Below are 20015 nucleotides of genomic sequence, written 5' to 3' on the forward strand. Positions count from 1 at the left end.
CATCCATGACCGAACTGACCGAGATGCAGTCCACCCCCGTGCCCTCCCCTTCTATGCGGCTTGAGCTCATTCCCATCATCCTCTTCGCTGCTTTCGCGGCGACGCCTATTCTTGCTGCCTATTCGGGCGCGGAAGGCTATGTTCTTTCCCTGCTGACCCGCGTGATGATCTTCGGCATCGCAGCCATATCGCTCGATCTCATTCTCGGCTACGGCGCTCTCGTGAGCTTCGGCCATGCGGCATTTCTCGGCATCGGAGGCTACGCTGTCGGCATCCTGGCGAGCCATGGCATTGAGGATGCGCTCATCCAGATCCCCGTCGCCCTTGCAGCCTCCGCTGCCTTTGCGTTCCTGACAGGCGCAATCTCGCTCAGGACCAAGGGTGTTTATTTCATCATGATCACCCTCGCCTTCGGGCAGATGCTGTTCTTCCTCGCAACCTCGCTCGCTGCCTATGGCGGCGACGATGGTATGACCCTGTCCGCGCGCAGCCTTGTCGCAGGATGGGGCGTCCTGAAGAATGACGTCGCTTTCTATTGGGTAACTCTGCTCTGCCTGCTGGGAACCTATGGGCTTTCCAGAGCCGTCGTCGCCTCCCGGTTCGGGCGCGTCCTGCGCGGCACACGAGAAAACACGATCCGGATGGAGGCCATCGGCTTCCAACCCTTCCGTTATCAGCTCGTCGCCTATGTGCTCAGCGGCATGATGGCCGGGCTTGCTGGATTCCTGCTCGCCAACCAGGCCGAATTCGTCAGCCCCGCCTTCATGACATGGCAGAGATCGGGCGAACTGATCTTCATGGTCGTGCTCGGCGGACTAGGTTCCCTGCATGGCGCGGTCATCGGCGCAGCCACCTTCCTGCTCCTTGAGGAGTTCCTGCCGGAGATTCTCCATGTAGTGAGCTTCTTCCTGAACGATGACGTCCGCTCACGGCTGGCCGAGAACTGGAAGATGGTCTTCGGCCCTCTGCTCATCCTGATCGTGCTGTTTGCCCGAGGCGGGATCATGGGACTCCTCAAGCGAGGCCATCATGACTAAATCCGTGCTTGAACTCCGCAATCTGCGGAAGGCTTATGGTGCTCTCGCTGTCACGGATGACGTGAGCCTGTCCGTCCACCCGGGCGAACTCCACGCCGTTATCGGCCCCAACGGCGCAGGCAAGACGACCCTCATCCACCAGATTTCCGGTCTCTTGCCTTCCGATTCCGGTGAGATCATCTTCGACGGCGAGGATGTCACGCGTCTGCCCATGTATCAGCGCGTGAGGCGAGGGCTCGCCCGCTCATTCCAGATCACGTCCATCCTGCCGGGCTTTTCGACACTCGAGAACGTGGCTCTCGCCGTCCAGGCACGCTCCGGCTCGAGCTTCCGGTTCTTTGGCCATGCGGCGCGGGAGAAAGCACTAAACGAGCCTGCCATGAATTGCCTGAACCTGGTCGGCCTCGGAGCCCGGGCGCAGATCATTGCGGGTCTTCTGTCCCATGGCGAGAAGCGCCAGCTCGAACTCGCGATCGCCCTAGCAACGGAACCGAAGCTCCTTCTTCTCGACGAGCCACTCGCCGGCACCGGGCATGAGGAATCCCAGCGCGTGGTAGAGACCCTGCGGCGATTGAAGAGCTACACCACGATCGTTCTCATCGAGCATGACATGGATGCGGTCTTCTCTCTGGCGGATCGCGTGAGCGTCCTCGTGTATGGCCGTCTGATCGCCACCGGCACGCCGGAGCGAGTCAGAGCCCATGCGGAGGTGCGCGCCGCCTATCTCGGTGAGGAGGAGGTCGTCTGATGCTCTCCGTGCGACATCTCCAGGCTTCCTACGGGGCTGCCCAAGTGCTCTTCGACATTTCCCTTGATATTGGAGCAGGTGAAGTGGTGACGCTGCTCGGTCGCAACGGCATGGGCAAAACCACCACCGTGCGCTCCATTATGGGTCTGCTTCGCCCTCACGGCGGCGAGGTGCGTTTCGAGGGAGTCCGCGTGAGCGGATTGCCGCCCTACCGGATCGCCCAGACCGGCATCGGCCTCGTGCCTGAGGGGCGACAGGTCTTTCCGACCCTGACGGTGGAAGAGAACCTTGTCGCCACGGCATCGTCCCGCACCGGCTCGCGGCGCTGGACCCTAGATGGAGTCTACGATCTCTTCCCACGCCTGAAGGAGCGCCGCGGCAATCTCGGCACACAGCTCTCCGGCGGCGAGCAGCAGATGTTGGCCATCGGCCGTGCGCTCATGACCAATCCGAAGCTTCTCATCCTCGACGAAGCGACGGAGGGACTGGCGCCTCTGATCCGCGTGGAGATCTGGGCCTGCCTCAAGAGCCTTCGAAGTGAGCACCAGTCGATCCTGGTGATCGACAAGAACGTGGATGCGCTTGCAGCTTTAGCCGACCGGCACGTGATCATCGAGAAGGGCCGCTCGGTATGGACCGGCACGAGCGCCGAACTGGTGGCGGACAAGAGCCTCAAAGACCGATATCTCCACATTTGAGCGGAGCAACGGATCCATGGCAAGCGGCGAACTCGATCTCGAAGCCGAATACAACAACCGGGCCCGCGTGCCGGACCATGCCGTTCACTTCGCCGGCTGGCAGCGGGATGCCGCAGCCTATCGCGCAACCGCCCGCTGCGAGCTCGACCTCGCCTACGGACCGGGCGAGCGCCACCGGCTCGATCTGTTTCATCCCCAAAACGCCGATGCTGGCGGCCCGATCGTCCTGTTCATCCATGGCGGCTACTGGCAGGCCTTCGAGAAGTCGTCCTTCAGCCATCTGGCGCGTGGTGCCAATGAGCGTGGGTTCACGGTTGCTGTGCCGAGCTATGACCTGGCTCCCGCATTGTTGCTCGCCGACATCATCACCGTGATCGAGGCGGCGGCGAGCTTTGTCATGCTGCACACCGGCCGCCCACTGGTCGCCGTGGGTCATTCGGCGGGCGGCCATCTGGCGGCATGCCTCATGGCGCGACCTGCCACTTTGCCACGACCGATCAGGGCTGCGATGCCGATCTCCGGTCTATTCGATCTTGTCCCCCTCGTCCCGACCTCAATCAACAAGGCGCTTGGCTTGACGATCGAGGAGGCGCGAAGCCTAAGCCCTCTCGACTGGCCGCCTCCTGCCAGTGGCCGCCTCACCGCCGTTGTCGGCGGGGCCGAGAGCAGCGAGTTCCTGCGCCAGTCCCGAATGATTGTCGAGCGATGGGGCAAAGCCGGGATCGCAACGCGTTACCACGAGGTGCCGGAAGCTCATCACTTTGACGTGATCGCGGGACTCGCGAGCCCCGCCGATCCACTCGTCGATCTTCTAGCCGACTTGGCAGCGGAGGCATAGTTGCAGCCGATGGCGCGATACAAGTACATCCAGCGCCCGCGGACTTTGATACATGTCTCATCGACATGCCATTTTCTGCTGACTGGGCGCTTGCGCCGGTTGAACTGCTCCAGCAGCGGTGCGTAATGAATGGTCCAGAGATGGATAGTAGCGTGATCGACGGAGATGCCTCGTTCAGCCATCATCTCCTCGAGATCACGAAGGCTGAGGCCGTAGGCCAGATACCACCTCACGCAAAGCAGGATCACCGAGCGATCGAAATGACGGCCTTTGAACATCGTGCGTCTTCGGAACTGACCGGAGGCGTAGACCGAACTGAGTTACCGGAGAGTTTGCGACGATTCCCGATAAACTGGCTACTTTTCCGATGCGTTCCGCCTGAAGAAGGATTGAGCTGTCATGCTGAGTTTTCAGACCATTATCGACAGCTTGTGCCTCCTGACGAGCGCCGGATGCGCTGGTAAGGACACGAGGACACCGTCGGCGGAGAATTATGTTTTGTACGTTAGTGGACAGACTTTGCAGTAGCGTTCACTCGGTCAGCCTAGATGTCCGATCAGACGGTGAGATCATGGAGCCCGTCACATCGTGGTTTGCCGAACCCTTCGCGAGCGAGACGTTCCAGGTGTGCGAGTAGCTTGACGTGGCAGCAGGGCAGGATAGGCTTGCCGCTTATAACGGCCAAGCTCCGGCGAAGTGCCCGATATGAGCTTGAGGACAGCGGGAGGACTGAGTGCCAGACGATTTCTGGAGCAGGCGGATCGACATCTCTTGTCCGCATTGTCGACAGACGTTCAAGGTGCGGCTTCGCAAGCTTCAGTTCGGGGCTGGTCTCGTCTGCAGACGATGCCGCTATGAGTTTGATGCAGCGCCCAACTCTGATTTGCGCGAGGTGCAAGTTGCGCTCGCTCAGGTCCGAAAACTTGAGGCGCAGTGGAGAGCCGGTGCCCTGCGGGAAGAGAGTTTCCAATCCGAGGTATTCTCCAACGACTCCACCGATAGTCTCATTGCTACCTGAACCCCCGACATGGCGGTGAACCACCATGAGCTGCCCTCAGAGTCTTGGCGGGATCTAAGAATCCTGTCTGCAAGCGGAAACGGAATGCCCCTCCGTAGCCTATAAATGGCGCAGCCATTTCCGTGGCTGAGACCTTTCAGCTCTCCAGTATTAGGATGAGCATCAATGGATGCGGCGGCTGTATCATCGCTGTTTCTATTTCCGGCGAGAATTGAGGATCGTGCAATCCCGGTGATTTCCGAAGCCGGCCTGCTCGCCAATGTACCGAGTGTCGTATTCAAGCACGGTTGGACAGTCGCCCGTGATGGGACCTTCGAGCTTCCCACGCTTGTTGCCTCTGGGGGTCAGGAGCAGGCTCATGGTGGAACGCTACTATTTTCATCTCAGGGACGAGCATGGTTTCGTCCATGATTGTGAGGGTAACGAGTTTTCTGATGACGAGGCTGCCAAGAGTGCTGTTTACGCTGTGATCCAACGCATTGTCTGCTCGCCTCAGGTCTTCGGCAATGTCTTGAATTGGAGAGGCTGCGACTTCATGATCACACATGAGAGAGGTCGAGTTGTCGCTCTTATCGTGTTTTCCTCTGGCAGGTGACCCGACTTGCCCCAAGGAGACAACTAACCTCTCGTCGGATATTCGCTTGGAAGCGCAGGCCCAGATACGTGACCAGTCGTATCATCTCCATGGAACCTAACGAGTCAGGTGCCCGCACCTGCGTCACTTTCTCTGAAACCAGCTAGCTCGCCGACAATCTGGACAAGCTCACTCCCGCTCACATTTTTTTGAACCCGCACGCATCCGTTGTGTCCTCTCGGAAAACCAACGCGCACATCGGCTCGATCGGAAGCCTCCGATGTTTTTTAACCTTTGAGCAACATCCAGCTGAAAGCTTGCAGGGCATTCCACCTCACTAGCGAGTATTCCGTAGATGAAATTGACAGGCATTGCCGTTGCATTCGCTGCTCTCTCCAGCACCTGCGCTGCAGCGCAGACACCACGGCTCCTAGGCTCTTATGGCAAATGGACCGCCTGGACCTTCAACGAGAACAACTCAAAGGCATGCTACGTCTACTCGGATGCCCTGTCGAAGAAGCCCGAGGCTCTCGATCATGGCAGGGTCGGCCTCTCCGTCCGCCGTCTCAACAGCGGAAAAACCCGGACCGAGGCGAGCCTTCAGACAGGCTATGACTTTGCGCCGTATGCGATCCAAGTCGCTGTCGGTAGCAAGCGCTTCACAATGATTCCGCGGGGCCACTATGCCTGGCTGCGAAAAACGGAGCGCGAGAAGGAGTTCGCACAGGCGCTTTCAAAAGGCCGGACGCTGACCGTTGAGGCTGTCTCGCGAAGGGGGAACAAGACAATCTATACCTTCTCACTCAAGGGCTTTAGCGCGGCCATACGCAAGGCACGCCGGACCTGCCGGTGAGCCGATGAAGGTTCGTATTCTTCGTCCTGCTCCCACGATCGTGGCGCTCCTCACGATCTTTGTTCAGCAGGCTCTCGCCTCCTCATCCCTCCCGCGCTTTGCATCGCTGAAGAGGCCAGTTACGAACGTGCGTGCCGGACCCGGTACACAATATCCCATCCGGTGGATTTACCAACGGCAGGGACTCCCGGTTGAGATCATCGCCCGATTCGGGAACTGGCGCCGGGTCAGGGGCAGCGATGTTTCCGACGGTTCGATCCATGGTGCCCTGCTTTCCACACGGAGGACGGCCCTCATCAGTCCCTGAAGCAAGTCCACTATCAACTTGCGGGCACGCCCAAACGAGAGAGCCGCTGTTGTCGCAAGGCTCGAACCGCGAGTTCCTGTTCGCCTTGGCCGGTGCGATCGCACCTGGTGCGCAGTGGGAGTCCCGGAGCATGATCTCAGCGGCTATGTCCGGCAGGTGAAGCTCTGGGGGGCTATCCGGACGAAACCATTGGGCCCGCTCGTTCGAGAATCTGAGGAGCGTCAGACGACGACCGCCGATAAAACCCACGTGAGGACCTCACTTGAGAAGTGGCGCGACTTCTTCTGACCATCTTCGCCAAACAAGAGGATCAGGGGCAGCCTTGATCCTCTGAATATCCTGAGAGGTACAGATGATGCCCAGACATCCGCACGCAAGATCACTAAACCACCTTGCGCTTCCCATCACACTGGCTCTCGCCGCCGTTTCCGGTTGGGGGCTGCTGTTCGCCTCGAGGCAATCGGCCGCCGAGTTCGAGGAGCATCTGCGTGGTCAGGCCTCCAGCTTGCATCAGAGGCAAATGGAGTTGCTTGACGAGCGCGCTCAGATGAAAGCTGCCGTCGCCAATATCGAGAAGCTCCGATCAGAGATTGCTGCTCTGCGCCAAGAGCAGAAAAGCCTGAAGCAGGCGCGAGACCAAGCCCAGGCAGAACTTGCCCGCGTTCAGGCGGAGCGGGAAGCAGTGCGGGATCGTTCAAGTCAGACTCAGTCTGCGGGAGGTGGAGCAGCCTCACCAACCGCCCATGGAGTGGAGCCTGATCATGCTAGCATTGTCGCGGCGCAGAGTGCCCTGATGAAACTCGGCTACGGTCCTCTTGTGGTAGACGGAATTGTCGGGCCGAGCACACGTCAGGCCATCGAGGATTATCAGCACGATCATGGGCTGAGAGTGATCAGCGAGCTGGATCCGTCGACGCTGAGTCAGCTCACCGCTCCGGACAAGACTGCGACACTGGAGTAAGTCGCTCGGTTCTGTCGCAAACTCGAAGTATAGGCATTTTTCAGCGCCATTTTGCGTCGGGCTGTCTTGCAGTAACTCGGATCGGGCACATTGAGCCCAACTGCATGGGCCGCTCGGGCAGCGAGACCGAACAGCTGGTTGACCAGATGGGCTTCGCCTGTCGCTCCCGTAGCCCGGAGGATGCAGTGACTGCGACGGATCATGCGCATAACCTCGACACCCTCAGGGTTGCGTCCGCTGTTTTCATCCTCTGGAAGCCACGCGTCGGCTGGATCACACGCTTGAGCGCGCCATGATCTGCCTCGATGATGTTATTCAAATACTTCGATTTCCGGTGTTCGATGTGTTGCGGCAAGTGGCCTTCCCTCTGCAGGCGCCGGATTGCCTTCGGATAAGAAGCCAGTTTGGCAGTCGTGATCGAGGACGGCGGATAGTCGCTCATCATCCTCGTGGCTTTGCGTAGGAAGCGATAAGCCGCTCGAGTGTTCCGGCGATCAGACAGCATAAAATCAATGAGATGACCGTACTTGTCGACTGCGCGGAACAGGTCCTTCCATTTTCCGCCCACCCGAACATAAGTTTCGTCCACGCGCCATGAACCAGACCGATGTCCCTGGTATTGGCGCACCCTCTTCTCCATCTCCGGAGCATAGCGCTGGCCCCAGCGAAAAATCGTAGATGGATTGACGGCGACGCCACGCTCCTGCATCATCTCGGCCAGATCACGGCAGCTGATGGCGTACTTGCAGTACCAGCGAACACACAGCAGGATGATCTCAACCGGAAAGCGTCGGCGCTCGAACAGAGACAACGGAGCGGCTCCTCAGATTGCAGCCTTCCTTCTCAACTGCCAAGGTTAACGCATCGGTGCCTCGGCCGCTGCATCCCGAGTTGTCCAGACAGCAGAAATCGCACTGCCGGCAGCAATTGCGACTCGTAGGCTCCCCGTTGGAGCCAGTAATGCGTGCGTCTCTTGATCCATGCTCACCAATGCTCTTAATTCAGTACCCGCCGAAGACTCGGCGAAGCTCTTCGACTTGGTCCGGCGTCAGCATGCGGCACGGGAGCGAACGCAGGGTGACAAGCAGCTTGGCCGTTTCCTCGAGTTCCTCGGAAGCATAGACTGCAGACGCCAAGTCGCTCCCCGTCACGATGGGACCATGGTTGGCAAGAAGCACGGCGGCGTAGCGCCCTGCAAGCTCTCGGATCAAATCCCCTGAGGCCGGATCGCCCGGTCGAACGTATGGCACCAATTTCACCTGCCCCACCCGCATGACAACATATGGAGTGAGAGGCGGGATACAATTATCTTCGTTCACATCCGACAGGCAGGATAGTGCCGTCGCATAGGTCGAATGGAGATGAACAACTGCGCCGATTCCCGACCGGCTCTCATAGAAGGCCCGGTGCAGGAACACCTCTTTCGATGGCGCATCTCCGGAGACATGACGCCAGTCCCTGTCGACCTTGGAGATCCGCTCCGGATCGAGAAAGCCGAGACAGGAGTACGTGGGTGTGATCAGCCAACCATCCTCAAGGGCGACACTGATGTTACCAGCAGAACCGACCGAAAAGCCTCTGTCGAAGAGCGATTTCGAGAAGCGTACAAGCTGTTCGCGGAGCTTGGACTCAGACATCGGTTCCTTCCAATTTACGCAATGCCTTGAAAAAGTCCGGGGCTCCGAAATTGCCGGACTTGAGTGCCAGAGCGACGGGTTGATCGCCGCTAGACACCAACACCGGCACGCCGGGGTCAATCTCCGGCCCGATGCTCAGGGCTCCAAGATTCAATGCCGAGATAATCGCTCCTGACGTTTCGCCGCCAGCGACAACCAGACGACGGACCCCGCTTGCGATTAGGGCCTGTGCGGTACTGGCGAACAGGGAATCCAGTACCGCTGCAACCTGCTCCCTGCCGTACTTCGCCTGAGTCTTCGCAACTTGTTCCGGATCACCGGACGAATATGCGAGAGGCGCCCTGCCCTCATGCTCCCGCAGGAATGCAACCAAGTCTGAAGGTGTCGTCTTGCCCGTCATCACATCGTCGACGCTGATGGCAAGAACGGGATGGCTCTCTGCATGCTTTTGGATCTGGCTTCGAGTCGCACCCGAGCAGCTTCCCGCCAGAATGGCTTCGGGCCCGGCGACGACGGGAGATTCAGGTCTCTGTCCCGAGGCCAGTCCCTCCGCAATAAAGTTGGCAGGCAAGCCAATGGCTATACCGGAACCACCCGTGATGAGAGGAGCGTGCCGGCAGGCCGCGCCGATCGTCACAAGATCATCGTCGGTGATGGCATCCGCGATGACCAGCATCTCGCCTTGGTTGGCCGCGCGATTGAGAGCTTCACCGATGGCGGCCGTTCCCTGGCGCACAATTGTCCATGGCACGTGCCCAACAGGTGCCGCGGACTGGCGGGCGAGCCAGCGCCTGATGTCGGGATCGGTCATCGGGTTGAGCGGATGGTTCTGCAGTCCCGACTCGTTCAGAAGCCGGTCAAAGACGAACAAATGGCCCTGGTAGACGGTCCGGCCCACCGTCGGGAAGGCCGGACAGGCGACGACACCCTTGACGCCCAGGCGCGCGGCCAACGCTTCACCGACAGGACCAATGTTGCCTTCCGCCATCGAGTCGAATGTGGAGCAGTATTTGAAGATGATCTGACGGCATTCCTGCTGCAGCAGCCATTGCAACGCCGCCAGAGACTGCTCGACGGCCTCTCGAGCCGGGATTGAACGGCTCTTAAGGGCCACCACACCACACTCGATATTCTCTGGCGCAGGGGCAGTGGGGACACCGAGGAACTGCGCCGTCCGTAACCCGCCCTGCCCCGGCAAACCCTTTGCAATGGTGTTCGCGATGTCGCTCGCGCCGGTGAAGTCATCTGCAATTACGCCAAGAAGCATAAGGTTGACTTTCAATGTCCAGACGCAACAAGGCGCTTCAACTTCGCGACAGCTGCATCCGGACTGGTGAGAACCGGGATGTTCGTTGCGGATCTGACTGCAGTCGCGGCGCGCGCAGTCGAGAAATGGGCGAGAACGATGGCGTCATACTCAGACAATTCGCGAGCCTTCTCAGCCACGAGCCTGTTATGCGTTTCGGCATCCCCTGCCCGCAGCGCAGTCATGGCAGGCTCAACCACAAAGGTCTCGATGGTTGCTTCTGGCGAAAGTCGCTGCGCTTCCTCTTTGAATTCGGCCTCCATGCTGGCTTGAGCAGGCTTGAAGGTCGCAATCATGGCGGTTCTACCGCCGCGGCGGATGGCAGCCTCGAACATTGCCTCGTTGGGCTTGAGCACGGGAACGTCCATGAGACCCGCAGCCTTTTCGATAGCAGGTCCGAACGAGGAGCAAGTGTAGAGAATACCGTCTGAGCCAATCTTCTGGGCGTAAAAAGCCAAGTCGACGATGCGCTCGGTCAAGCATTCCGTCAGTTCGCCTGCGGCGGCGAGATCCGGCGACAGGCTGTCTTCAAGGATATTGATAGGCTCAGCCTCGGGCCAAGTGGCCGCAAGAGCCTCTTTGATAGGTTCAATGGCGACAGGGGTCGCGTGAATAAGAGCAATCCTGGGACGGGACATGCCTGCAACTCATAAAGGTTGGAAACGGCCATGATCGGTCACGATCATGGCCGCTGATTGATGCTTAGGATACAGCTGGGAAGACCCAGACGCTCTCGCGCGGGAACTCGCACCAGACTTCTCCGGGCGGCAGAGCTTTCGTACCATGTGCCTTCACTGCGAAATCGCCTTTACGGATGCGATACTCCCAGCGGTCACCCAAAAACAGGCTATCGTCGAGCTGCATCTGCAGTCGATTAGGACCAGGAGTATCCGATACCGAAATCTGCTCAACACGGATCACAACCTGAGCATCTCCTTGGGGTACGAGGCCGTTGCTGTCCTTCACAACACCATCGAGCGCCCATCCGGCGCCCGTGACGGTCGCTTGGCCCCCGTTCAGCGCACCGAGCTTGCCACGAGCGATATTGTTGGCCCCCAGGAAGTCGGCCGCGTAGAAGCTCTTCGGGTTCGAGTAGATGTCGCGCGGCGAGCCCTCCTGAACGATCCGACCATCTTTGAGCAGGAGAATGTTATCCGCAGCAGCTAAAGCCTCCGTCTGGTCGTGAGTCACCAGAATCGCGCAGATCTCCAGGTCGAGGATCAGCTTCCTGATCCAGTAGCGGGCTTCTTCCCGCAGCTTTGCGTCCAGGTTTGAGAGAGGTTCGTCAAGCAGAAGCACGCGCGGCTCATAGACGAGCGCCCGGCAAATCGCCACACGCTGCTGCTGACCGCCCGACAGCTGAGATGGATAGCGATCTGCAAGATGACCAAGGCCCATGCGGTCCAGGATCATCTGGATACGTCGTCCCATCTCGGTGCTGTCGACGCCGCGGAGTTTCAGACCATAGCCGACATTCTCCTTTACGGTGCGGTGCGGCCAGAGCGCATAGGACTGGAACACGAGACCAATGTTGCGCTGCTCGGGCGGCAAGGCGATGCCCTTCTGGCTGTCCAGGGCAGTTTTATCGCCGATCCTGATATAGCCGATTTCCGGCTGCTCCAGGCCGGCGATGCAGCGCAACAGGGTGGTCTTTCCGCTACCGGATGCCCCCAGCAGGGCGACGATCGAGCCGCGTTCGGCCGTAAAGGACGCGCCCTTCAGAATGTGGACGTTACCCAGCCACTTCTCGACGTTGGTGACGGTCAGCTCAGTCATGGATGCGTACTCCAAGGCGCAGGGCCAATGTGAGGCCGACGGCGGTGAGAATGATGCTGATGAAGGCGAGGGCGGCGATCATGTCCATCGCACCCGTCTGAAGGAGAGACACCATGAGCGACCCGATGACCTCGGTCCCGGCGCTCATGAGGTACACGCCCGTTGCGTATTCTCTGAGAAAGATGATCATGATCAGGGCCCACGCACCAGGGAGACCCGGACGCACGATCGGGATCACGACATCGCGCCAGGTCCGTCCGACGCTGGCGCCCGTGGTTCGGGCCGCCTCCTCAAGCTCTGGGCTCACCTGGAGCAGCGTTCCCTGCAGGAGACGCAAGCCATAGGAAAGACCCACGATCACATAGGCGACGAAGAGGCTCACCAGAGTTGGCCGCAGCGGTGTCAGGAATGGGATGAACAGGAAGACCCAGAAGAATGCGAGGCCGATGACGAGACCCGGCAGCGCACGCGGCAGGAGAACGAGATAGTCGAGCACGGTGTTCGACATGCCCCTGTTGCGGTGCCCGGCCAGTCCGATCAGCAGATAGATGCCGACGGCAAGAGCACCACCGATAGCAGAGAGCAGAATCGTATTGATGATGCCGCGAACGAGGCTCGGGACTTCTGTGAGACGATGGAAGTTTGCGAGCGTGAGTTGGTCGAAGAGGTCGACTCCCTCACCCCATGCGTTGACGAAGGCACGCAGCACGATACCCGCAATCGGCAACACGACGGACACGAACAGCCATAGGCCGATCAGGCTCAGGGCAATGATCTGGCCCTTGCGTCCGAGCTTCAGAGGAGTTACCCGTGCGCCCTTCCCGCCCAAAGCCGCATAGCGGCGGCTGTTGCGCAGAAGACGGCGCTGGAAGTACACCAATGGCAAAGTGATCAGGATCAGCACCATGGCGACGGCGGCCATGAGCTGACAGGTCGGAACACCGAAGAGGGTTGTCAGCTTGTAGGTGTAGGTCGTCAGCACCATGATGCCATTCGGGTCTCCGAGCACGAGCGGAATACCGAACATTTCGAAGCCTAGCAGCAGGTTCAAAGCAGCCGAGAAGATGATGGCGGGCAGAACCATCGGCAGGGTGACATCGAGCGAAACCCTCCAGATGCCTGCACCTGTGGTGCGTGCAGCCTCCTCCAGATCGGACGGAAGATTGCGCATTGCCGCCGAGATGTAGAGATAGACGTTCGGCACGTGGCTCAGGCCGGCGATGATGATGATGCCGGTGATGGAATAAAGATTCCACGGGACGAAGCCGAGGGTGTCGCGCAGCAACAGCGAGATGAAGCCTGACGGTCCGACCGAAACCGTATAGCCGAAGGCCAGCACGACCGACGAGATGAACATCGGAACGAGGACCAGGATTTCCAGAAGGCGCTTTCCCTTGATATCCGTCCGCGTCAGCAGGAAAGCCAAGCCGCCTCCAAGCGGGACCGCAACAATGACCATCCCAAACGCCAGGAGCGTCGTTGTCCATAAAGCGTCATAGAAGGATGGGTCGGTCAGAATGTACTGGTAGGACTCCAGGCTGAGGCTTGAGGAGGCGTTGAAGAACGCTCCGTTGAGAAAACTCTGATAAACAATAAGACCAACGGGCGTCAGGATCGCCAACGCCAACAATCCGATAACAACGATCCGGTAGATGCGGGCATCGTTTCTGGGGACTGTGCGTGGCTGCACGTCAGCTGTGGTATTCGGCCAGATACCGTTCACGGCGGGGCCTGCAGTGTTGAGATCAACAGCCATCAGTTACCTCCGATCACACAAAAAGAGAGGAACATGGGCGGCTCCCAATGGGAGAGCCGCCTGTGACGAAGCTGAACGTCTTATGAGCCGCTCAGAGACGCCTTCCACTCGCGGAAAAACTGCACGCGCTTCTGCGGATTGAGATATTCCAGGAGGTGGTCGTCGAGGGCGATCGGCTTCAGGTTGCCCCCAACACGCTCTGTCAGGCTCTTCAAATTAAAGCCTTGCTCCACATCAGTGCGAACCGACGGGATTCCGCCTGCAGCAAGAGCGGTCTGACCTTCCTTGGACAGCATGAAGTCGACAAGCACCTTTGCGGCATTCGGATGAGGAGCCTTCTTCGTGATGAGCGCCACACGCGAGAAAGCAGGCGTGTAGTCCTTACCAAAGGCTACACCCAGGTTCGGGCTTTCCTTGACCCACTGCAGACCGTAGGAGCCGATGATGTTGAAGGCGATCACGTTCTCACCGGAGACGACCGTCTCCTTCATCGAGCCAGAGCTCGAATAGGTGCGTCCACTCACAGCACCGAAAGCCTTGGCGAGATCCCAGAAATCCTTGGTCTGGCGTGCATCGTTGGTGTGATGGAGGAAGCCGGAGCCGCTCTTTTCAGGGTCGAAGGTCGCGACCTTACCTTTGAGTTCACTCTTGTTGTCCTGCAGGAACTTGATCAGCTCGGCGCGGGTCTTCGGAACGCGGTTTTCCGGTAACGCCTTCGTGTTGTAGATGATACCGATCGGCTCGACGCTGGTTGCGTAGAGCGTGTCCTTGTATTTGCCCCAATCCGGAACATTGGAAGCCTCTGGCGACTTATAGGCTTCCGTATGACCGCCTTTCACCAGCGACACCTGGTAGTCCATGGCCGAGCTCCAAACCACATCGGCCCCGACCTGTCCGGCTGCCGCTTCAGAGATCACGCGGTTGTAAGCGCCGTTCGTGCCGAGATCGTTGTACTCGACCTTGATGCCGGGGAACTTCTTGGCGAAGGCATCGAGGAAAGGTTGAGCCTGGGCTTGATCGGTAGAGGTATAGATTGTGACGGTGCCTTCCTTTTTTGCCGCCGCGATGACGTTGGCGTAATCAGCGGGATATGCGGCGGGCACATCCTGTGCGAGCGCTGGGATAGCCGTTACTGCAAGAATGGCCGTTGCCCAGGACAGACGTTGCATGGCCTTAGAGGCTAGCTTCATGTTTCCACTCCCTGTGGTGATCTATGGTTGGGGCGCTTCAATGCGCCGTCTCGTTTCTTGCGCCGATGCTGGCGGGATGGCCTTGGCCATAGGTGCGACCGACTGAGTTTGGTTCGGCCGATCGCCAGAAGTCGTCAGGCGGTTTTCTTCGCCGCGCCTGGATTGCCGATAGCGGCGGCGACCCGCGCACCGAAATCGCGGCAGCCGATCTTGCCGCCGAGATCACGGGTGCGGGTGGCGGGATTTGCCAGCACGTCGTCAACGGCACGCTCGATTTCAGCCGCGGCAGCCTCCAGCGCGGGGATCTTCCGCTGCTCACCAAGCCACGCGAGCATCATTGCGGCCGACAAAATCAGCGAGGTCGGGTTGGCGACGTCCTGCCCCTGGATGTCAGGTGCCGAGCCGTGCTGTGCCTGGGCACAGACCAGTCCCGTCTCCGAATTGGCGTTGATGGAACCGGCCAGACCGAGGCTGCCGGACAGTTCGCTCGCGAGGTCGGACAGGATGTCCGAGTAGAAATTGGTCGCAACGATCACGTCATAGCGGGAAGGATCACGGACAAGATGGGCGGCCATCGCGTCGATGATGACGTCGTTGAGAGCAACTTCGGGAAACTCCTCATGGACCTTTCGCACGCACTCCATGAACAGGCCATCGGTGATGATGAAATTGTTGGCCTTATGAACGGCCGTCACCTTCTTGTTCCGCTTCGTGGCAAGGATGAACGCTGCGCGGGCAATGCGCTCGCAGGCCTTCCGAGTGATCTTGCGGACGGACAGAGCCACATCCTCCGTCGGCATGAACTCGCCGATGCCCTTGTGCATGTTGCGGTCGGGATAGAACCCTTCCGTCGCCTCGCGCATGATGACGAGATCCATGTTCTTGCTGCCACGATCTAGAAACGGGCGCGAGCGCGCGGGCCGGACGTTGACGTAGAGGTCGAGGCCGACTCGGAATCCAGCAGAGACGTTGACACCGCCCTGATCGCAAGGCGGATAATCCATATGGGACTGGGGTCCTAAGATGATGCCGTCATAGGTCTTGGCTTTTTCGAGTGTCTCCGGGCGGAGCGTGGTCCCGTACTTCTCAAGGCTCGTGAACCCGACATCTTCGTAGTCGAAGGACAGGCCAAGGCCGTAGGCGCTGTTGGCCGCCTCGAGCACCTTCATCGTTGCTTCTGTGATCTCCGGTCCAATGCCATCGCATGGCAGCACCATAATGCGCATCTTGGTCTCCCTGTGTGGGCGGGTAGCCGTGCTGCCGCACCCAAATTATTGGATGACCAAAGTTGGCTTTTTACGGATAAAAAAGCAATCCGTTTTTCACAGCTCGAGGTATTCTTTTGTCGTATCTTGAACGACCCGATCCCCGTCCCAGCGCATCGGCGATTTCGCCACCAGGGCGCCACCGAGATGCTGACGCATCCGGTACGAAGCTTCGATGACCTCACCGCGTTCAAGAAGACTAATGATCTCAAGATGATCGCTGCATTGCCTTTGCAGCCGGTTACGGTCCACTTGAGAGCGATATTCTAGAAGCCGCCGCATTCGGTTTACACGCACGAGGGCTTGGTGGAAAAACGGATTGCCCGAGAGTTTAATCAGTTCCTCGTGAAAAACCGCACCGGCATTCAGCAACCACTCGGCCGGAAGACGTGCGATGTCGGAAGCAAGCATGCCTTCCTGGATGCGGCGCTGTTCGGCTAAAACCTTTTTGTCCAGCCGAAAAGTCGGCTCCAGCATGGCGGCTGGCTCGATCAGCATACGAAAGCGGTAGATTTGCTCGAATGCCTCAGCTGTCTTTGCGACCGGGAGGAAACGCCAGCCATAGCCCTGCTTTGGCTCAGCCCATCCCTCACGCGAGGCTCGCATGAGAATGTCGGTAACCTGGGTCTTTGTCAGATTGTATCGCTCTCGCAGGAGTTGCTCTGTAACCTCGGACGGAATCCTGTCGCGCAACCAATCATCTGCAAGCCTCTGATACTCCGGCGACGCTTCCATAAGCGGAGTGTCGCCCGACTGTGCCGCAGGCTGCCCCGAGGCAGCGCATACGAAAAAGCCTCGGTTGGAATGCAGTTCCACAAGCCCTTGCTCGGCAAGAATTTGCAGGGCTTCCCGTACAGGTGAGCGCGACACGTCGAACTGATCAGCCAGTTTCTGGGTGCTGAGATGGGAACCCGGTTCGATCTGGCCAATTCGGATAAGGTTAGCGATCTCGTTCGCAATTCGGGCGGCAAGAACGTTCGATCGCATTGCTCGACCCTTTCTCGGTTTGATAGGTTTTCGGCATTGTAACGGAAGCAAAAAGCGAACTTAAGATGCCGCAACCTGAAAAAGCGGCCGCAACTTGGGTCGCGACCGAGACGTTTGGAGGAAGGCTCACACGGCAGGGTCCAAGCCCTTCTAAAGCCTAATCTGCACTTATTGGCTTTTCCGTACCTAAAAGCCACTTTATTGCATCATTAGCCTGATCGAAACGAAAAGAGCCGATCCAAGTCTCGAGGTATCTTGCCTATGTAACAGCGGGTCAATCTTTAGAGACGCCGCAGCAGACCAAACACAGGGACAGCTCCTAGCATTACGATGAACACCCTGACGATATGGTGGGCAGCGACAAACGCGACCTCGATGCCCAGAGAGAGCGCCACGAGGCTCATCTCCGCCAAACCGCCGGGCGAGTAGGCCAGAAGCAGCGGGACCTGGCCGTAGGACGAGACGTGGCTCACCCCTGTCGCGAACATAGCCGTGATGGCAAGCAGGATCGCAGTGGAGCCAAGCGACAGCACGAGGATGCGGATAATCTCCCGCGAGGCTGTACCGGCAAATCGACACCCGATCGTTGTGCCCAGAACGAGTTGCGCGAGATTGACGACCTCGACGGCTGGCGCGAAGCGGGTCCAACCGAGCGTGTGCACCGCGGCGCTGACCAGCATAGGACCTAGAAGCAGCCGGGCCGGAAGACGCAGGATATGCCCGAGCAGGCCTCCGGTCAGCGCGGTCCCAAGGAGCCAGATCTCATCAAGCCAGGGCGTTTCGAAAACCGACACTCCAAATTGCGGTCTTGCTCCCAAGGGAGCCCCGCTGATCAGCCGCACGAGAAAAGGCAGCGTGAGTACAACAAGGAGAACACGGGCCGAATGGACGAGTGCGATGGTGCGGGCATCGCCGCCCTTATCCTCACCGGCAATCACCATCTCCACAAGGCCGCCAAGCATCCCGGCGAAGTATGCCGTTGTCACGTCGAATCCTGCGACCCGGCGGAAATAGACGATGCAGGCAGCGCCGCTGACCAGAATGAAGCCTACCAGGCCGAGCACCGTCGGGATCCAGTTTCCCACGCTCTCGAGGATCCGCGGTGTAAAGCCAGCTCCCAGCATTACGCCGATGATCATCGTCATCGGCGGTCGCATGGCGCCTGGAGCCGCAATCGGCGCACGCACGAGAGACGCCAGCGTACAGGCTGTCATGGAGCCGAGCATCCACGGCAAGGGTAGATTTGAGCGTGCGAAGATCCACCCTCCCAGAGTGCCGACCAGCAGGGCAGCGAAGAACCGGACATATGGAAACGACGCAGGCGTGAAGGCTCGCAGCCAACCCTTCAATGCCATTGGGATCTCAAGCAACTCACCTCTTTGATATTCCGGCTTCAATCGATGCTGTGACCCCGGCGGATCCGTCGAACCAGCCAAGTCACGCCGACCAGCGCGAACGGCACCATGAACGCGGTCGCCACATTCGGATCGACGCGGAGGCCAGCCGCATGGGCTCCTTCGAAAAGAAGATGAGCGAGGCTCGCGACGTAGTAGGTGATCGCAGCTACCGAGAGTCCTTCGACCGTCTGCTGCAGCCGGAGCTGGGTTCGGGCACGTTCATTCATGGCTTCCAACAGACTGCGGTTCTGCTGCTCAAGTGCCACATCGACACGCGCCCGCAGGAGCTGTGCCGCCCTTGCAAGCTTGCGCGACAGGTTGGCCTGACGCTCCTCCGTCGAGGCGCAGGTTCGCATAGCCGGGTTCAGGCGGCGCGAGAGGAATCCGGACCAGCTTTGCATGCCTGCCACCGGCCGCTCGCCAATGGCGTTCAGACGCAGGCGAACGAGTTCGTCGTAAGCACGCGTTGCCCCAAAGCGATAGAGGCTGGCGGCGGCACCAGCCTCCAGTTCCGCCGCGAGGGCCGTGATGCGATCGAGCAAGCGGTGGTTGGCCTCGAAATCATCGCTCACCTGCATCTGCTGCAACAGGTCCGGCAGCTCCACTTCGATCCGCCGGATCATTGGAGCCAGCGCCTGAGCCTCCGGCAGCCCGAGGAGTGCGAACGTCCGATACGTCTCTATTTCGAGCACCCTCTGCACCAATGCTCCAGCCTGATCCGGCGTCAGGCTGCGATTGATGATCAGAATCCGCACCCAGCCATAGGAATCAGGCTTGAAATCCGTTGCGACAAGAGCCCTACCCTCCTCTGCTTCCGAGGCTGCGATCTGCGTCTGGCTGAAGACATCCTGCAATCCGGTCTGGATGCCGCCGTCTGGAACGAGATGCAGATCAACGGCAACGAGAAGCCTGCCTGGCGGTGGAAGTTTCCTCACCTTACGCAGCAAGGAGTCGGTGGGTGGATAAAATGGCGCCGCAGCATGGTCGGAATTCGCCAACTCCTGGGTGCAGGTGGTAAACTCCGAGTGACTCTCCCACACCAGGGCGCCTTCCGGCGCGTCAATGCGAATGTGCTTCGAGTCGGTGGCAGGTGCCGGCAGACTGCAGCTCGCGCAAAGGTCGATGAGTGCGTCACGATGGACGGCTGCTTCCTCCGTGCTGTTCACGTAGGCGAGATGCAGAAGCCGTGTCGGGGTCTTAACAGGAGAGAACGGGCGAGCATGAACCTCCGCAAGTACGCGCGCCCGTAGCGGATGGATCTCCGAAGCCTGGATCACGCAGCCCTCCTTCAGACATGATGCAACCGGAAGGCTGCATCACCATAATAAGGCCTTGAGATGGCGTTCGCTCAGAATCCGGTGAGCACTTCGGAGGTATGCTCAACCACGGGCGGTGCCTCGAAGCAGTGCGAGACCAGCTTTCGCCATTCGGCAAATCCCTCCGAGTTTCGGAAGTGAACCATGTGATCCTCCACCGTTTCCCAGCCGACGATCAACCGGTAATTGCTCGGGTTTTCGATGGATCGATGCAGCTTCAAGCTCCTGCATCCCCTGGCCTTCTGGAACACGGGAGCCGCTTTGGCCACGCCTGCCTCGAATTCGGACTCCATCCCCGCCTTAACGACGATTGCTGCCACTTCCCTGATCACGTTGAAGCCTCCTTTGAGA

21 protein-coding genes and 2 pseudogenes are annotated in these 20015 nt (G+C 59.3%); 10 read left to right on the top strand and 13 right to left on the bottom strand.

Annotated elements, in window-relative coordinates:
* The first annotated feature begins 5 nt into the window (after positions 1–5).
* The 4 genes from DC522_RS11860 to DC522_RS11875 are packed head-to-tail and all read left to right on the top strand — an operon-like array spanning position 6 to position 3321.
* Positions 6–1037, top strand: a complete 1032-nt coding sequence (locus tag DC522_RS11860; protein WP_116528920.1) for a branched-chain amino acid ABC transporter permease — start codon at positions 6–8, stop codon at positions 1035–1037.
* Entirely contained in the window at positions 1030–1785 is a 756-nt protein-coding gene (locus DC522_RS11865) for an ABC transporter ATP-binding protein (protein ID WP_116528921.1), read from the top strand. The genes DC522_RS11860 and DC522_RS11865 overlap by 8 nt, the downstream gene beginning before the upstream one ends.
* On the top strand, positions 1785–2483 hold the full coding sequence (locus tag DC522_RS11870) for an ABC transporter ATP-binding protein (protein ID WP_116528922.1): 699 nt from the start codon (positions 1785–1787) through the stop codon (positions 2481–2483). Before DC522_RS11865 ends, DC522_RS11870 begins: the two co-directional genes overlap by 1 nt.
* Positions 2484–2499: 16 nt before the next feature.
* Positions 2500–3321, top strand: coding sequence for an alpha/beta hydrolase (locus DC522_RS11875; protein WP_116528923.1), 822 nt, complete (start codon positions 2500–2502; stop codon positions 3319–3321).
* Positions 3322–3329: 8 nt separating this feature from the next.
* Here DC522_RS11875 and DC522_RS11880 read toward each other — a convergent pair.
* A pseudogene (locus DC522_RS11880) lies at positions 3330–3599 on the bottom strand (IS6 family transposase); the annotation flags it as partial.
* A gap of 455 nt (positions 3600–4054) precedes the next feature.
* Between DC522_RS11880 and DC522_RS11885 the strand changes: the two are divergent.
* The 6 genes from DC522_RS11885 (at position 4055) to DC522_RS11910 (ending at position 7034) form a co-directional block, all read left to right on the top strand.
* Positions 4055–4339, top strand: a complete 285-nt coding sequence (locus tag DC522_RS11885; protein ID WP_116528924.1) for a hypothetical protein — start codon at positions 4055–4057, stop codon at positions 4337–4339.
* Between the two features lie 358 nt (positions 4340–4697).
* Positions 4698–4934, top strand: coding sequence for a hypothetical protein (locus DC522_RS11890; protein ID WP_116528925.1), 237 nt, complete (start codon positions 4698–4700; stop codon positions 4932–4934).
* Between the two features lie 334 nt (positions 4935–5268).
* Entirely contained in the window at positions 5269–5766 is a 498-nt protein-coding gene (locus tag DC522_RS11895; RefSeq protein WP_116528926.1) for an invasion associated locus B family protein, read from the top strand.
* A gap of 4 nt (positions 5767–5770) precedes the next feature.
* On the top strand, positions 5771–6073 hold the full coding sequence (locus tag DC522_RS37205; RefSeq protein WP_116528927.1) for an SH3 domain-containing protein: 303 nt from the start codon (positions 5771–5773) through the stop codon (positions 6071–6073).
* A 12-nt stretch (positions 6074–6085) separates the two neighbouring features.
* The gene (locus DC522_RS37210) at positions 6086–6361 is read left to right on the top strand and encodes an SH3 domain-containing protein (RefSeq protein ID WP_116528928.1); all 276 of its coding nucleotides are present in this window, start codon (positions 6086–6088) and stop codon (positions 6359–6361) included.
* A gap of 64 nt (positions 6362–6425) precedes the next feature.
* Complete coding sequence (locus tag DC522_RS11910) at positions 6426–7034, top strand: peptidoglycan-binding protein (RefSeq protein ID WP_116528929.1); 609 nt, start codon at positions 6426–6428, stop codon at positions 7032–7034.
* A 122-nt stretch (positions 7035–7156) separates the two neighbouring features.
* Here DC522_RS11910 and DC522_RS11915 read toward each other — a convergent pair.
* From DC522_RS11915 to DC522_RS11970, 12 genes and pseudogenes are all read right to left on the bottom strand, one after another.
* Positions 7157–7845: pseudogene (locus tag DC522_RS11915) on the bottom strand (IS6 family transposase); the annotation flags it as partial.
* 190 nt (positions 7846–8035) lie between these two features.
* Positions 8036–8671, bottom strand: coding sequence for a 3-oxo-tetronate 4-phosphate decarboxylase (gene otnC, locus DC522_RS11920; RefSeq protein ID WP_116528930.1), 636 nt, complete (start codon positions 8669–8671; stop codon positions 8036–8038).
* Entirely contained in the window at positions 8664–9938 is a 1275-nt protein-coding gene (gene otnK / locus DC522_RS11925; protein WP_116528931.1) for a 3-oxo-tetronate kinase, read from the bottom strand. Before otnK ends, otnC begins: the two co-directional genes overlap by 8 nt.
* An 11-nt stretch (positions 9939–9949) precedes the next feature.
* The gene (locus DC522_RS11930; protein ID WP_116528932.1) at positions 9950–10615 is read right to left on the bottom strand and encodes an aspartate/glutamate racemase family protein; all 666 of its coding nucleotides are present in this window, start codon (positions 10613–10615) and stop codon (positions 9950–9952) included.
* 64 nt (positions 10616–10679) lie between these two features.
* Positions 10680–11753 carry an ABC transporter ATP-binding protein gene (locus tag DC522_RS11935; protein WP_116528933.1) on the bottom strand — a complete coding sequence of 358 codons (1074 nt, stop codon included), beginning with the start codon at positions 11751–11753 and terminating at the stop codon, positions 10680–10682.
* The gene (locus DC522_RS11940) at positions 11746–13509 is read right to left on the bottom strand and encodes an iron ABC transporter permease (protein ID WP_116528934.1); all 1764 of its coding nucleotides are present in this window, start codon (positions 13507–13509) and stop codon (positions 11746–11748) included. Before DC522_RS11940 ends, DC522_RS11935 begins: the two co-directional genes overlap by 8 nt.
* A gap of 80 nt (positions 13510–13589) precedes the next feature.
* Positions 13590–14699, bottom strand: coding sequence for an ABC transporter substrate-binding protein (locus DC522_RS11945; RefSeq protein WP_116528935.1), 1110 nt, complete (start codon positions 14697–14699; stop codon positions 13590–13592).
* A 134-nt stretch (positions 14700–14833) separates the two neighbouring features.
* Positions 14834–15925, bottom strand: a complete 1092-nt coding sequence (locus DC522_RS11950) for an isocitrate/isopropylmalate dehydrogenase family protein (RefSeq protein WP_116528936.1) — start codon at positions 15923–15925, stop codon at positions 14834–14836.
* A 96-nt stretch (positions 15926–16021) separates the two neighbouring features.
* Positions 16022–16951, bottom strand: coding sequence for a GntR family transcriptional regulator (locus tag DC522_RS11955; protein ID WP_116528937.1), 930 nt, complete (start codon positions 16949–16951; stop codon positions 16022–16024).
* A gap of 281 nt (positions 16952–17232) precedes the next feature.
* Complete coding sequence (locus DC522_RS11960) at positions 17233–18306, bottom strand: AbrB family transcriptional regulator (protein ID WP_165820132.1); 1074 nt, start codon at positions 18304–18306, stop codon at positions 17233–17235.
* Positions 18307–18344: 38 nt separating this feature from the next.
* Complete coding sequence (locus DC522_RS11965; protein WP_371679392.1) at positions 18345–19625, bottom strand: DUF3422 family protein; 1281 nt, start codon at positions 19623–19625, stop codon at positions 18345–18347.
* Between the two features lie 71 nt (positions 19626–19696).
* Positions 19697–19996: an antibiotic biosynthesis monooxygenase gene (locus DC522_RS11970; protein ID WP_116528938.1), complete on the bottom strand. Its 300-nt coding sequence runs from the start codon at positions 19994–19996 to the stop codon at positions 19697–19699.
* Between the last annotated feature and the right edge of the window lie 19 nt (positions 19997–20015).

Origin of the sequence: Microvirga sp. KLBC 81, assembly GCF_003075415.1 — a bacterium.
GTDB lineage: Bacteria > Pseudomonadota > Alphaproteobacteria > Rhizobiales > Beijerinckiaceae > Microvirga.